Origin of the sequence: Maritalea myrionectae (assembly GCF_003433515.1) — a bacterium.
Classification (GTDB): Bacteria; Pseudomonadota; Alphaproteobacteria; order Rhizobiales; family Devosiaceae; genus Maritalea; species Maritalea myrionectae.
The window spans coordinates 2,395,762-2,410,433 of the sequence record NZ_CP021330.1 but is presented as its reverse complement, the minus strand read 5'-3'; the positions used below and the strand labels follow the sequence as shown (position 1 = coordinate 2,410,433).

13 protein-coding genes are annotated in these 14,672 nt (G+C 52.3%); 6 read left to right on the top strand and 7 right to left on the bottom strand.

Annotated elements, in window-relative coordinates:
* Positions 1–32: 32 nt before the first annotated feature.
* From fabF to gmk, 4 genes are all read left to right on the top strand, one after another.
* Positions 33–1,295: a beta-ketoacyl-ACP synthase II gene (gene fabF / locus MXMO3_RS12140; protein ID WP_117396807.1), complete on the top strand. Its 1,263-nt coding sequence runs from the start codon at positions 33–35 to the stop codon at positions 1,293–1,295.
* 110 nt (positions 1,296–1,405) lie between these two features.
* A complete protein-coding gene (mltG, locus tag MXMO3_RS12135; RefSeq protein WP_205468015.1) occupies positions 1,406–2,518 on the top strand; it encodes an endolytic transglycosylase MltG in 1,113 nt (370 codons plus the stop codon).
* 35 nt (positions 2,519–2,553) lie between these two features.
* On the top strand, positions 2,554–3,447 hold the full coding sequence (locus MXMO3_RS12130; RefSeq protein WP_117396052.1) for a YicC/YloC family endoribonuclease: 894 nt from the start codon (positions 2,554–2,556) through the stop codon (positions 3,445–3,447).
* A gap of 8 nt (positions 3,448–3,455) precedes the next feature.
* Positions 3,456–4,094, top strand: a complete 639-nt coding sequence (gmk, locus tag MXMO3_RS12125; RefSeq protein ID WP_036220682.1) for a guanylate kinase — start codon at positions 3,456–3,458, stop codon at positions 4,092–4,094.
* A 286-nt stretch (positions 4,095–4,380) separates the two neighbouring features.
* Here the strand turns inward: gmk and rsmA are convergent, their stop codons facing one another.
* The 6 genes from rsmA to MXMO3_RS12095 all read right to left on the bottom strand — a co-directional run bounded on the left by rsmA (position 4,381) and on the right by MXMO3_RS12095 (position 11,729).
* A complete protein-coding gene (gene rsmA, locus MXMO3_RS12120; RefSeq protein WP_117396051.1) occupies positions 4,381–5,220 on the bottom strand; it encodes a 16S rRNA (adenine(1518)-N(6)/adenine(1519)-N(6))-dimethyltransferase RsmA in 840 nt (279 codons plus the stop codon).
* 27 nt (positions 5,221–5,247) lie between these two features.
* A complete protein-coding gene (gene pdxA / locus MXMO3_RS12115) occupies positions 5,248–6,261 on the bottom strand; it encodes a 4-hydroxythreonine-4-phosphate dehydrogenase PdxA (protein WP_117396050.1) in 1,014 nt (337 codons plus the stop codon).
* A 3-nt stretch (positions 6,262–6,264) separates the two neighbouring features.
* Positions 6,265–7,164, bottom strand: a complete 900-nt coding sequence (locus MXMO3_RS12110) for a peptidylprolyl isomerase (RefSeq protein ID WP_162889251.1) — start codon at positions 7,162–7,164, stop codon at positions 6,265–6,267.
* Between the two features lie 91 nt (positions 7,165–7,255).
* A complete protein-coding gene (locus MXMO3_RS12105) occupies positions 7,256–9,562 on the bottom strand; it encodes an LPS-assembly protein LptD (RefSeq protein WP_162889250.1) in 2,307 nt (768 codons plus the stop codon).
* Complete coding sequence (locus MXMO3_RS12100) at positions 9,559–10,635, bottom strand: LptF/LptG family permease (protein WP_117396047.1); 1,077 nt, start codon at positions 10,633–10,635, stop codon at positions 9,559–9,561. Before MXMO3_RS12100 ends, MXMO3_RS12105 begins: the two co-directional genes overlap by 4 nt.
* The gene (locus tag MXMO3_RS12095) at positions 10,632–11,729 is read right to left on the bottom strand and encodes an LptF/LptG family permease (protein ID WP_162889249.1); all 1,098 of its coding nucleotides are present in this window, start codon (positions 11,727–11,729) and stop codon (positions 10,632–10,634) included. The genes MXMO3_RS12100 and MXMO3_RS12095 overlap by 4 nt, the downstream gene beginning before the upstream one ends.
* Before the next feature lie 166 nt (positions 11,730–11,895).
* Between MXMO3_RS12095 and MXMO3_RS12090 the strand changes: the two genes are divergently transcribed.
* Positions 11,896–13,383 carry a leucyl aminopeptidase gene (locus tag MXMO3_RS12090; RefSeq protein WP_117396045.1) on the top strand — a complete coding sequence of 496 codons (1,488 nt, stop codon included), beginning with the start codon at positions 11,896–11,898 and terminating at the stop codon, positions 13,381–13,383.
* 23 nt (positions 13,384–13,406) lie between these two features.
* Positions 13,407–13,865 (top strand): DNA polymerase III subunit chi, encoded by a 459-nt coding sequence (locus tag MXMO3_RS12085; RefSeq protein ID WP_027833373.1) that lies wholly within the window; start codon positions 13,407–13,409, stop codon positions 13,863–13,865.
* 1 nt (position 13,866) lies between these two features.
* On the opposite strand, the gene MXMO3_RS12080 is transcribed toward MXMO3_RS12085, so the two are convergent.
* Complete coding sequence (locus MXMO3_RS12080) at positions 13,867–14,664, bottom strand: DUF4344 domain-containing metallopeptidase (protein ID WP_117396044.1); 798 nt, start codon at positions 14,662–14,664, stop codon at positions 13,867–13,869.
* Positions 14,665–14,672: the final 8 nt, after the last annotated feature.

The following is a 14,672-nucleotide window of genomic DNA, read 5'->3' as shown; positions in this document are numbered from 1 at the left end:
CCGTAAGCGGCCGTAGGACATCATAGATGAAGTTGCGCAGAGTTGTTGTCACGGGTCTTGGCATTGTGAGCCCTTTGGGCGCGAATGTTGAGACCGTCTGGAAGAATATTCTTGACGGAAAGAGCGGAGCCAAAAAGGTAGACGAATTCGACGTGTCAGATTTGGCATGTCAGATCGCCAGCCGCATTCCGCTTGGTGACGGTGCAGACGGCAAGTTCAATCCTGATGACTGGATGGATGTAAAAGAACAAAGAAAGGTAGACCCTTTCATTGTTTATGCCATGGCGGCCGCAGGTCAGGCGCTTAAAGACAGTGGTTTTGAGGCGCAAACAGACGAACAAAAAGAACGGGCCGGTGTTTTAATCGGCTCGGGCATTGGCGGCGTAGGGGGCATTTATGATGCGTCCATCACGCTTGCTGAAAAAGGCCCGCGGCGGATTAGCCCGTTTTTTATTCCCGGACGCTTGATTAATCTGGCCTCCGGCTATGTTTCAATCCGCCATGGATTGAAGGGACCAAACCATTCTGTTGTAACCGCCTGTTCAACTGGAGCGCACGCCATTGGCGATGCGGCACGGCTGATCGCGCTGGATGATGCAGATATTATGGTCGCTGGTGGCGCAGAATCGCCGATCAACCGCCTATCTTTGGCAGGTTTTGCGGCATGTCGCGCCCTTTCAACAGGTTTTAATGACGATCCACAACGCGCCTCTCGCCCTTATGACAAAGACCGCGATGGTTTTGTGATGGGCGAAGGTGCCGGCACCGTCATTTTGGAAGAATATGAACATGCCAAAGCCCGCGGCGCCAAAATTTATGGCGAAGTGGTTGGCTATGGCCTTTCCGGTGACGCCCACCACATCACGGCCCCTGCGGCCGATGGAAATGGCGGCTACCGCTCCATGCAAGCCGCGATCAAACGCGCTGGAATGGACGTGAGCGAGATCGACTATGTAAACGCCCATGGCACATCAACGCCCCTCGGCGATGAGATCGAACTGGGTGCGGTGACCCGGTTGATGGGCGATCACGCGAAGAACGTGACCATGTCGTCCACCAAATCAGCGGTTGGCCATTTGTTGGGCGCAGCGGGTGCCGTTGAAGCGATCTTCTCCATTTTGGCGATGCGCGATAATATGGCGCCGCCGACCATTAATCTTGATAATCCTTCGGTCGAAACTGAGATCGATTTGGTGCCAAACAAGTCAAAAGCTAAAGAGATCAATGTGGCGCTGTCCAACTCATTTGGCTTTGGCGGCACAAATGCCTCATTGGTGTTCAAAAAAGTTAGCTAGGGTTTAAAAGCCTGGATCGACAAAAAGAGCGGGGAAGATAAATCTTCGCTCTTGTTTTTGCCCCAATCATCTATTCAGTATAGCGCCAAAATCATAATAAGCAGGGTGCCATGTTTGGAAAACGCAAAAACAAAATCCGCAAAAAGCCAAATAAATTTGTGCAGGTCGCAAATGCCTTCATGTCCCTGATTATTTTGGGGCTCGTGATTGGCGGCGGCCTGATTTATTATGGCATTAGCCAGTTCAATGCGGATGGCCCTGTGGACAGCGAAATCATTTTTGCAGTCCCCCAAGGCGCAGGCGTTTCCACCATTGCCCGCAAACTGCAGGATGAAGGTGTCATCACCAATTCATTCATTTTCCGCTTTGGCACCGTGGCGCTGGACAAAGATACCGAGATTAAGGCCGGCGAATATCGCATTGCTGCGAACTCATCCATGCGGGATATTTTGACCGAACTGACCGAAGGTCGAGCCATCCAGTATAATGTGACGATTCCTGAGGGCTTCACCTCGTGGCAAATCGTGGAACGCCTTAAAGCAGCCGAGCTTTTGACAGGTGAAATTGACGAAATTCCAGCCGAAGGTGATTTGTTGCCAAACACCTATAACTTTGAGCGTGGTGCAACCCGCCAAAGCGTGTTGGAGCAAATGAAAGTGGCGCATGATGAAGCGCTGGCCGAGATTTGGGAAAACCGCGTTGAAGGTCTGCCGATTGAAACGCCTGAAGAACTGGTGATTTTGGCCTCTATTGTCGAAAAAGAAACCGGCTTGGCCGAAGAGCGCCCTGAAGTGGCTGGTGTCTTCATCAACCGTTTGAACAAAGGCATGCGCCTGCAATCAGACCCAACGATCATTTATGGCATCACCAAGGGTGAGGGCGTTTTGGGGCGCGGGCTAAAGCGTTCTGAAATTGACGCCAAAACTGAATATAACACCTACCAAATTGATGGCTTGCCGGTTGGCCCCATTGCCAATCCTGGCATTGAATCCATGAAGGCTGTGGCCAACCCGGCAGAGACTGACGCGCTCTATTTTGTAGCAGATGGCAGCGGCGGTCACGCCTTTGCCAACACATATAAAGAGCATCAGGCGAACGTGGCGGCATGGCGCAAAATCGAAAAAGAACGCATCGCGGCAGAGGAAGCGGCGGCACAGGCAGAAAAAGAAGCGCTGGAGCAAGAAGAAGCTGAAAAGCTGGACGAAGACAGCAGCAATCAATAAAAGAGGCGCAAGAAAAGGCGCAAAGGAGAGCTGATATGTCCAAACCCATCGCTAGCATGACCGGTTTCGCCCGGGCATCAGGGGGCATTTCTGGCGCGTCTTTTAATCTTGAAATCAAGTCGGTCAACTCACGCGGGTTAGACCTGCGCTTGCGGGTGCCGCAGGGGCTTGATGATTTGGAAAATGTGCTCCGGCAAAAATTGACCAAAGCGCTGACCCGTGGGGCAGTGCAGGTCAATCTCAACCTCACTTATGAACATTTGCAAAGTGAAGTCACCGTCAACGCGCAGGCGTTGAGCACGGTGCTGGCCGCGATTGATGATTTGAGCGGCAAAGTGGAAGCGGATCGTCCACGACTTGACGGGATTTTGGCCCTGAAAGGTGTTTTGGAGCTCAATGAAGCCAAGCTCAGCGATGATCAATTGGTGGAACTCAAAAATGAAATCTTGGCGGCAGCCGATGCCGCAATCGCCGATTTGATCGCATCGCGCCAGGCGGAGGGTCTCAATATTCAAGCCTTCCTGACCCAGCGCTTGGTCGAAATTGCCGAATTCACCCTCAAAGCGGAAGAGCATCCCGCGCGAAGCCGCGAGGTCATTTTGGAAAAGCTAACGGGGCAAATTGCCTTGTTGCAAGAGGGCGACAACGGCTTAGCCGAGGATCGACTGCACGCCGAAGCGCTGGTGCTGGCGACAAAAGCCGATATCCGCGAGGAACTGGACCGTCTTGCCGCCCATGTGGCCGCTGCCCGCAAGCTTTTAAATGGCGGCGGTGCCGTGGGGCGCAAGCTGGATTTCCTAGCTCAGGAGTTTAACCGCGAAGCCAACACCCTATGCTCAAAGAGCAATCATGTGGATCTGACTGCAATTGGCCTTGATCTTAAAGCCGCAATCGACCAATTACGTGAACAAGTACAGAATATAGAATAGGACCTTCCATGTTTGATCGTCGGGGCTTGATGCTCATTCTTTCGTCGCCATCCGGCGCAGGCAAAACGTCAATTTCGCGCACCATCTTGCAGCAAGATCCAAATCTCAAATTGTCGATCTCAGTCACGACGCGGCCAAAGCGGGCCAACGAAGTGGATGGCGTGGACTATTTTTTCAAAACTGTCGACGAGTTCAACGAGATGCGCGACAAAGGTGAACTGCTGGAATGGGCCGAAGTGCACGGCAATTATTATGGCACGCCGAAAGCAGCCATTGAGATTGAGCTTGATGCCGGGCGCGATGTTTTATTCGACATCGACTATCAAGGGGCCATTCAATTGTATGAGAGATGCCCTGAAGACATCATCGGCGTCTTCATCTTGCCGCCCTCCATTGCGGAGCTGAAACACCGCCTGGAGCGCCGTGCGGATGATAGCGCCGAAGTGATCCGCCGTCGCCTGACCACAGCGCAACAAGAGCTGAAGCAATGGGAAAGCTACGACTACATCATCGTGAACCACGATCTCGATGATAGCTGTGCCGCCGTTGCATCCATCCTTCATTCGGCACGTATGATGCCGTCACGGCAGAAAAACTTGTCCAACTTTATCAGTGGCTTGCAAAGCGAACTTGATTCAATCTTGTGACTGGGTGAAAAGCGCGCCAAATGGTGAACGTCGTTCACCATCACGCATTTTTTATGGCGCGAAACGTTCACAAGCCTGTACAATGATTGTCTAACGTGCTAATTAATTAGTGCTGACAAAGAGATGTGCAGAACTGAAATTTTGGAAATTTTCCGCCAATTTGGATGTTTTGCCAGTCCACCATCTTTTTGTATTTGCGCTCACGATACTCAATATTAGGCACGAATATTGCTGTGTCCACCCGCTCGTGGTTCGAGCGGGTGTTTTGCATTTTAGGGGTAGATTCCTAGCGATTTGCCTCAACCCACCCGGCCATATCGACAAAACACTCCACATCCAGTTGCTCGGCACGTTCGGTGCCTTTCAGTGACAATGCGTCAAACAGGGCCGGTAAATCTACATTTAACGCTTTCAGGCTTTGCCGCAGCATTTTGCGGCGTTGTCCAAAGGCAGCGCGCGTTACATGCTCAATAGTGCTCGCCGCCACCTGATTGGCACTCGGCTTCGGCACCATATGCACGATGGCTGAGCTGACCTTCGGCGGCGGCGTAAACGCGCCCGGGCCGACATTGAGGCCGACTTTTGCATCACAGCGCCATTGCGACAAGATTGAGAGGCGGCCGAATGCTTTGCTGCCGCTCGGGGCGCAAATCCGGTCTGCCACTTCTTTTTGAAACATCAAGGTCAAGCTGTCGAAATAGGGGGGCCATGGATCGTCGAGCCAGCCTGTGAGTAGCGGCGTCGCGATATTATAGGGCAAATTGGCCACGATCTTCGTCGGACCATTAGCCAAGGCGCGATAATCCACCTCCATCGCGTCACCAGCGATGACTTGCAATCGATCAGGATAAGCCGCTTCAATTTCTGCCAGAGCGGGCAGGGCACGGTCATCGCGTTCTATCGCGATAACTTTCTTCGCGCCTGACGCCAACAACCCACGTGTCAGCCCGCCTGGGCCAGGGCCAACTTCAATAATGGTGTGTTGATCCAGCGGCGCTGCAATGCGCGCGATACGAGCGGTAAGGTTCAAATCGAGCAGAAAGTTTTGCCCCAGTTCTTTTTTGGCCCGCAAACCATGGTTGGCGATCACCTCGCGCAAAGGTGGCAATTCATCTATCTGGCTCATAATGCACAACCAATCGGGAACGGGGGACTATGTCTGCGTCTCAGGCTTTTGTGCCATTTCATCAGCGATGGCAAGTGCTTTTAAAAAGCTGTTCGGCGACGCGGTGCCTTTGCCAGCCAAGGTAAGTGCCGTGCCGTGATCCGGCGAAGTGCGTACAATCGGCAGGCCCAAGGTGATGTTGACGCCTTCGTCAAAACCAATGGCTTTGACGGGGATCAACGCCTGATCATGGTACATGGCGATTATCGCATCATATTGGGACCAGATATGCGGCGCAAAGGCGGTGTCGGCTGGCAATGGCCCGGCCACCTTGATGCCTTCAGCTTCCAATTGCTGTAGGGCGGGCACGACGATGTCTATCTCTTCACTGCCCATAGTGCCATCTTCGCCCGCGTGTGGGTTAAGGCCTGTCACACCGATTTGCGGGTTTTCGATACGAAACCTGTTCTGCAGGTCGCGATGAACAATCCGCACAGTCTCCATGATCAATTGCGGTGTTAGCGTTTCAAACACTTGCCGCAGTGCCATATGAATGGTCACCGGCACCGCGCGGCGGTTTCCGTGAGCCAGCATCATGATCGGGGTGAGGGGGATGCCGTCTCCAGCGCAAAGCGCTGCCAGATATTCGGTGTGGCCCGGAAAATCAAAGCCTTCTTTATAAAGGTTCGCTTTATGGATGGGCGCGGTCACCAAGCCACGGCATTGCCCTTCATTGATGGCATCGACGCTCTTGCTGATTGCATCAATCACCATATTGGCGGCTTCTGGCGCCAACACACCCGGCTGATCTGCAACGCGATGTCCCAAATCCACCACAGGCAGGGCGTGTTCAAAGACCTCAGGCGCTGCGGCTGGATTTGTGGCCTCGATCTTTATGTCCAATCCCAACTGCTCGGCCCGTGACCGCAGCAAATCGGGATCGCCAAAGACGCAAAAAACGGGCAGCCGGTTGGCCACCCGTTTTTCAAAGCTCTGTAAAATCAGATCCGGACCGATGCCCGCAGGCTCTCCAATTGAAACAGCAAGCGGTGCCAAACCCATGATTTACCTATATTCAATAGACGCACGTTCACGCAATGTCGCGAGATATTCCTCAGCTTCGTCTTTCAGCTTTTCTGTACCAACTTCATTGCGCAATTTGTTTTTGACGAAGGTCAAATCTTCTGCTGCTGTCTTGGCGCAAATGGCCAACATCTGTACGCCGCTGGCAATTGTGCGAGGCTTCGAGATGCCGCCCACATTCAGCTTGGCAAGTTCTTGTGCAACCGGCTTGGCCAATTGTGTCGAGTGACGACGGCCCATCTTGCGCACCGCAGCGTCACGATAGGAAAGCGCCAGATCAACTGCATTGTCGCAGCCATTGAAGTTGCGACGATATTGATTGGCTTCGTTCGTACGTGAGCGCGTTGTCCCCGTTGTGTTGAGGAACACGATTTCGGTGAGCATGAAATCGTAATTTGTGGTCTCACCGACTTCTTCGCGGGCCGCGAGGTCGAGTTCCAAATCTGAGATTTGTACTTTTTGGCGAAGTACCTGCTTGACGATCTGCTGCCACGCCAATTGTGCGCGCAATTTCTCTTTCAGTGTTGTCGATTGCACACCAGCAGCATTCAGAATCTCTGTAAGCTTTGAAGAACTCAGCTTTAGGGTTACTGCAACCCGGTTGTATGCGTCATTGACCGCGCGATCGGAAATAGAACCGCCAATGCGTTTCAATTCGCCCATCATCAGCGCCTCATCGATCAACTCTTCTTTCGCTAGTCTTAGGCGATCGCTATTAGATTTGCCTCGGCGCTCAAGTCTCATAAACCCAGCACGTTGGCTGATATCGTAGTCTGTGATCGTGTCGCCATTGACGACAACCTTAACTGTGGCCGCAAAGCTGGCTGGTGCGAAGGTGGTTAAACTCAACATCGCGATGAAGACAAGGCTGAAAATGCGCATAGTCGATAGTTCCCAATTTAATCTCGGAAGGTGTTTAGCACACATGCAGACCAAATGCGGCTATTTTTTGAGGTAGTCTATGGAGTCACCACTAAAAATCATAGTCGTAAGCGTAATCGCCAATCATTTTCAGGTTGAGTTTCGCCCCTATGGTGTCCTTGGGATCAAGCGTATTGGCGGATGAACGGTTATAATAAATCGTGCCACCCAAATAGCCATCATCATAGCTGACATCGCTGCCATAGCTCACAAAGCTTTGATCCGCGATATCATAGTTGGAATAGGCGCCAACGCTCCAATAATCATCAATGAATATACGGACGTCGCCGCCCACTTCATGCCGCTCCTGCGTCGCGCCTGGTGAGACACTCTGGTGGGCATAGCTATAGAATGCGCCGGCGCTGAAAATGTCGGTGGTATATTTCCCCGCAATTGAGCCCCGGGCAACTTGCCCATTTTGCGGATCGATCAACGTCTTGGCGCCAAGTGTGACGCCGTCAAACGGCGCGCCTTGGATGCCCGCAACAATGTGGGAAGGAGATTGATCCGCCCCGCTGCCGATGCCCGTTTGATTGGGGTTGGCAACAGATGCGGCGTTGGTGCCGCCCAATTGGAAAGATTGGCCCACAACAATATCGACCCAGCGGCCATTTCCAAAGTCAGCATTATACTGGCCGCCGATCGCCAATCGCGTGCCGCTATCCTGCCGATCTTCGCCGGAGAACCGATTGAAACTGAACAGATTACTGTCATCAAACACAAAGCTTTGCGCATCATCATTGGTGATGCCGGTATTTGTAGGGCCGCCGCGGGAAACAAGCTGCAAACGCGGCGCAAAATAATGCTTGGTGCCAGAGCTGTCGGTGCCCACTAGGGGCCAACTAACATCAAGCGCTGCGATTGGTGTGGCGTTATACACCAGGTCTGCCGCTGGCGCACCAGCATATCCGCTCGCCCCATCATATTGGGCCACGTCAGCGCGGGCACCCAAATAGGGGGCAATCAACAATCCGCCGGGTGCAACCCATTGCTTGGACCAGCCCGCTTCAAGCGTCAAATGCGATTTCGCCCCTTCAAAACCAAACACGTGTGGTGTGCCGTTTACAATGGTGGCGTGATCATTGGCACGTTTAAGATGGATTAGCTTGCCGGATAGACGCACTTCGCCCCAATCATTGGCCAGCTGCTGAACATGGCTGGCTTCAATTTTAGGGGCAATTAACGCCTGCTGCGCTTCATTGCTCGCCCCACTTTCGCCTAGGCCCACATATTGCTCAACACGCGCATCGATATAGCTATCGTCTTCGAGATAGGTGCCATAAACACGATTGACCGCATAGTCGCCTTCGCGATCACCAACATCATAGTCGGTCAAGAACGAGCGATCAGAGAAAAGCGTATATGCGCCTCCAATGGTCAAATGTTCAGTCGGCGTGTATGTGGCTGAGGCTTGCACTGCACCTCGCATATTTCGATCACCCAACTTGCCTGCAAAGGCTGAAGGGTTGAACTGATAAATCCCATAGCCAGTGACCTTCACAGAAGTCACTCTGGTTGAACGCGACCAATCCAATTGACCCAATACACCTTGGTTGGTGAAAATCGTTGGTGTCAGCGTTAAATTGGTGCGCGGATCATGCAAGATAAAGCCAGGATAGGCGATGCCTACGCCCAACTCTGAGGAATAGGACAGCCGTGCTTTTAGCAGTTCGTCATAATCGGTCAAAGAGGGGTCGGGGATTGTGAGATAGGGGATCGTCGCAATCGGCACACCAGCGAACACCATAGAGGGCCGCTCAAAATAGATTGTTTTTTCTTCAGTGTTGCGGACAATGCGCACCGCTTTGATCCGCCAGCCAATTTCACGTCCATTTTCATCGATACAAGTGCCGCAAGGGGTAATGTCTGCATCGTTGAGGTCAAGGCTGCGATTGGGTTTGATTTCCGCTTCTGCGGCGGAGAGCCAGTAGCCGGCTTCATCCTGAAAAATCAGGTTTTCAAGTAATCCTTGGCGAAAATCGCCCGTTAGATTGGCTTTGTCGGCAACATAGACCAACCCGTCCGGATCTCTAACCGCAACGTCACCCACAAGTTCGACTTCGCGCGTGTTGCGATTATAAACCACACGCTGCGCCTTGATGAGATAGCCTTCTGCCGAAAGCTCAACATCGCCAGTGGCGATGATCAGGTTTTGCTCTTGCAATACCGTAAGCGTTTGCGCGGTAAAATTGAGATCACTTGTCGTGGAAAGGGCTTGGCCTGCAAAATAGTTGGAGGGCAGAAGCTCGGTCTGTTGCGCCATTGCTGCAGGCACAAATGCGCAGGTCGCCAGCAAACCAAGGCCAAGCAACGCAGACTTGAACTTCCCCTTATGCGTGCATATACGCGTCACGCTCATCCATCTTCCTTTTGCAAAAGAACAGTTGTGCCAATCACAATTGCTACAATCGCCGGTCCCCATGCCGCCAACAACGCATTGATATCACCGGATTCCCCAGCGCGGTCGGCAAGCTTAGTCAAAATATACACGACAAACCCTAACAAAATTCCGTAAATTATGTGAGTACCCGACGTGCCCAGACGTGAATAACCCGATGTAAATGCAAACGCAATTAATAATGTGCCAACGAGGACAATTGGCAAGGCCTCCAACCGCCGCATTCGCATTTGCGCGGCATATTCAGCGGGGGTTGTGATGGTTTTATCACGTAATTGCGCTTTAAGTTCAAAAATCGACATTCGCGAAATAGACCCCAGCTGCAGCCGCAATTGCTCCGCACTGTAAGTTGTGGCGAGGGTGAAGGTCTTAAAACGCTTGGTCGGGACACCGGATTCGCTGATGGTTCCATCGGTCAGTTCCCACTCATAATTCTCATAGCGCGCCTGCGCCGCGATAATCTGCCGATTGTCCCCATTTTTGCCGCCCAACATGAATATCCGAACGCCGTTCATGGCGTCACCAGTGTTTAAAATCTCATCGGCCTTTATGATATAGCGGCCGTCGGCGTTTTGCTGTTCGATCCAGCCTGAACGACGATTGAGTGTGCCGGACGTGGAAGATTGAGCCTTTATTTGAGCGTCCACCACATCATTTAAGCGCAACACGATGGGGTCAAGGGCATAACTCACACTCAGGCCAACAAGAATAGCGAAGATCAGCGGCGCACGCACAAGCCCCCAAATGGAAATGCCAGAAGCTTTGGCGACGATGAGTTCGCGATGATTTTGCAAATCGCTAATGGCGATCACGCCGCCAATTACAAAGGAAATCGGGAGGAGGTCCATGCTCCACACTGCAGCGGTGAGCGCAGCAGACGAAAGGGTCGTGAGCGGATTTGACGTGATGCCAGTGCCCGCCCGGTTGCCAAATTCAACAATTTCGATCAAGCCGACCAAAGCAAAAAACAGGCTCATCACCAAAAGGACCGATTTGAAGATTTTGATGCTCACATGTAGGCCGAGATAGGTCATGTGGCGCCTCCCAGTTTTGGTGGGCGCCGCAATAACCCTTGCCGCAAGGCCAAGGGGAGCACCACTAAGAGCGGCAAAAGGGCAGGGACATATACCAGGGGCGCGAGGGCCGGGGAGCTAAACACGAATTGCTCAACCCCGGTGCCAACAACTTTGACGACCACCGCGATGCTCAACACCACGAAATCGACGCTGACACGCGACTTACCGCGCATTGTGTTGGGACGAGAAACCATGAAGAAGGCGAGTAGGCCCATAGTGAATACATAAAGGGCACCTGCATTACGCAGATGAAGGCTGTATTGTTCGCGCGCTGAAAGGCCGTCGGCGCTGCCGCGCATAAGCAGTTGCAACGAGTTGGAGAGAACACTGCTTGCCGAATTGCTGTCGGTAATGTCAGCCAAGGCCAAGGAATATGTTTCAAATTCCAAGCCACTCATTTTGCCATTGGCGTAGGTATAATACTGGATTGCGCCGCGCTTTAACCGCACCGTGAGCACATCGTCCACCTGAGCGAGTTGCGATTCTTCGGCCACGATGGTTTGCGACCGCAATGGATCGCGCGTGTCATAAATGAAAAAGCCTAGGCCCGTGCCATCTGGCGCACGCTCTCGGATCATCATCGTCAAACCGGGGGCAACTTGAGTAAAACGGCCCGGTCGTGATGAGTTGGCCACCAAATCCGCGTTGATCTGATCGCTTTGCACGGCAATATGATATTTGGCCGTTGGCACGATAAAATGGGCCAAGGACAGGCTGGCAAATATGGATAGACAGATGAATATTGTCCATGAGCGGAATAACGGGCGAAGGCCGACTCCGGCATAAATCGGGAAAATCTCTTTCGACAACTGCAACCCGCGCACTGTGCGCGAAACGCCCAGCGCCACACAAAGAAACAACACAATGTTCAAAATATCAGGAATGCTCAGGAAAGACTGATAGATCATGGCGCTAATGCCTTGACCCTTATTGGTCACCAAGTCGACGGCCCTTAGCAGTTGAATGAGCCAGCCGAGAAAGCACAGCAAAAACGCGATGCCTGCTGCCGCAACCAAATATTTTTTAAGTATGTAGCGAGTCAGCAGTTCCATACATAACTTTTGCCACAGCTTGGGCGGCGCCACCATCCTTTTTAGCAGCAATTTTATCTATCGAAATTTTTTTGATCCTGGTTGCACTTTTGTGCGTTCTGACGCAGTTTATTAAAAATCCAAAAAAGCGCCCAAGCGCGCACCTCCAAACAAATGGGATAGTGAAATGGGTCAAACGTTGACAATTGCCATTGCCGAACACGGCAAGGGCGCAGGCGAAAACATTGTGATCACCGTAGATGCGGACCTCAAATTCAGCGGCGAGAGTAAAGCCATTTGGGATCAAACGGGTCTCGATATCGAAAAGCTGGCGCGCGCGGCAAAATTCAAAGGCAAAAAAGGCAGCTTCCTGCCGATATTGGCACCACAAAATCTCGATGCTGATTTGCTTGTGATCGCGGGCACGGACGGTCTGCTCAAAGACAGCCCGAAATATGAATTTGCCGGATTCGGCGGCAAGCTCATTGACCAGTTGAGCACTCGACCAGGCGCAAACACACGTGTGATCTTGGATGGCGATATTTTTGAAGCAGAAAATGTTGCGGAAATCGCTGCTGGCCTTCAACTCAGCAACTACCGTTTTGATAAATATAAAACCAAAACAAAGGATGAGGAACGGCCCGCCGAACTGAAATTGACCCTTGAGGTGAATGATGTCGCTGGCGCCAAGGCCGCGCATAAAACCCGTGATTGTGTGACACAAGGCACATTGTTTGCGCGTGATTTGGTGAACGAACCCGCCAATACGTTGGGCACGTTGGAATTTGCCGAGGCTGTCAAAAGCCTTGAAGCAGATGGCATGGAAGTCGAGCTGCTTGATGAGCCCAAAATGAAAGAACTGGGCATGGGCGCACTGTTGGGTGTGGCGCAAGGGTCAGTTCGTCCGCCACGCTTGGCGATCATGAAATGGAATGGTGGCGCGAAAGATGAGGCGCCCGTGGCGTTCGTCGGCAAAGGCGTTGTGTTTGATAGTGGGGGCCTGTCCATCAAACCTGCTGGCGGCATGGAAGACATGAAAGGCGATATGGGCGGCGCTGGTGCGGTGGCCGGATTGATGAAAACCGTTTCGCTGCGCAAACCCAAAATCAATGTGATCGGTGTGATCGGCTTGGTTGAAAACATGTTGGATGCCAACGCCCAACGCCCGGGCGATATTGTCACCTCCATGTCTGGCCAAACCATCGAAGTGCTCAACACTGACGCGGAAGGGCGTTTGGTGCTGGCGGATGCGCTTTGGTACACAAAAGAAACGTTCAAGCCGAAATTTATGGTCAACCTTGCGACATTGACAGGCGCCAATATGGTGGCATTGGGCAATGAACATGCGGGACTGTTTTCGAACAGCGATGAACTGGCCGAGCACATCACGGCAGCTGGCCTAGAAACAGACGAAAAAGTCTGGCGCTTCCCAATGGGGCCTGCCTATGACAAGCTGATCGACAGCAAAAACGCGGATATGAAAAATATCGGTGGCCGCTGGGCAGGGGCCATCACCGCGGCGCAGTTTTTGAAGCGTTTTGTGGGCGAAACGGATTGGGCGCACCTTGACCTATCAACGGCAATGAATGTGCCAGCAACGGCGGTCAATAAAAGCTGGGCCACAGGCTTCGGCGTTTATTTGCTCGACCAAATGATGCGCAATCACTACGAATAACCAAAACAAAAGGAGCAGGCAGCGTGACAGAAATTTTGTTCTACCATTTGGAGCAAAAGCCTTTGGAGGCCGTGCTGCCTGTTTTGCTTGAAAAGACGTTAGAGAGGGGCTGGCGCGCTATGGTGGAGTGCGCCAATCCAACCAAACTCAGTGCACTGGATGAGGCGCTATGGACGTTTCGGCCCGACAGCTTTTTGCCCCATATGGTGCTGAGCGATCAAATGGAAGTGGATGAACTGGCCGAAATGCCAGTGCTGATTGCGAATAGCGCCGAAAACCCCAACAACGCTCAAATCCGCTTTTATGTCGAGGGCGCGGTCCCCGAAAAAGCGGATAAATATGAGCGGGTTGTGTTCATGTTCAACGGCCATGACCCCGACGCCGTCACCCGCGCGCGGCAGGCGTGGAAAGCCCTTTCGGAAGAGCACGAGCTGACCTATTGGCAGCAAGAGCCCAATGGCCGCTGGGTGAAAAAGGCGTAGGCTATTCTTCTGCCAGAATATCCTCGATCACCAGATCAAGGAACAAGTCCGTCAATTCATAACACATAACAATTTCAGGTACTTCGGGATCGTAATATGCATTTGCCTCGTCACAGGAAGTGGCGCGGAATACTGTTTCTTCTGGCAAGGTGTCCGCAAAACGCTGCTGCAACTCTTCCATCATGCCCGAGTTTTTAACGAGAGTCGCGGAAAGCTCGGTTTCATCGTTGGGTTCGTCATAGACAATCTTGGCGGTGTAGCCTTCACCGCGCGAGGGGTCGATAAAGGACTCGGTCATCACAGCCCAAGATTGCTCCAACTGCTCATAGTCCACGGCACACAGATCAATTCGGTCCTCATCCAACCCATATTCTGCAGCAAATTCGCCAAAGGTCTCAATGCTCTGCCCGGCCATGAGGCAGACAATTTGATAGGAGCGCTGGATGTCGAGGCTGTGGCTGTCGTAAAAATCAGCTTCCTCGAAATCTTCGGTGTTGGAGATGTCTGACAAATACCAGCCGTCGGCCGCGTCGAATAGGATGTTGTCAAATTCTTCGTCGCGCTCGCTCAGCAGGATGACCGAAGCGATATTGTCCGCCGCATCTTCCTCTTTGCCCAAAATCGGCAAGCCAAATTGGGAAATCACCAAGTGGCCGAATTCGTGATAAAGCACGAAACGTGTGTTGTTTTGCGCAAATTCCACCGCTTCGTCATATTGATCATCAGTGAGGTCTTGCGCAAATGCGGGGGCGAATGCCGCCCCCAGCAAAATCAATAGACTCAACACAAAACGCTTCATACTTACCC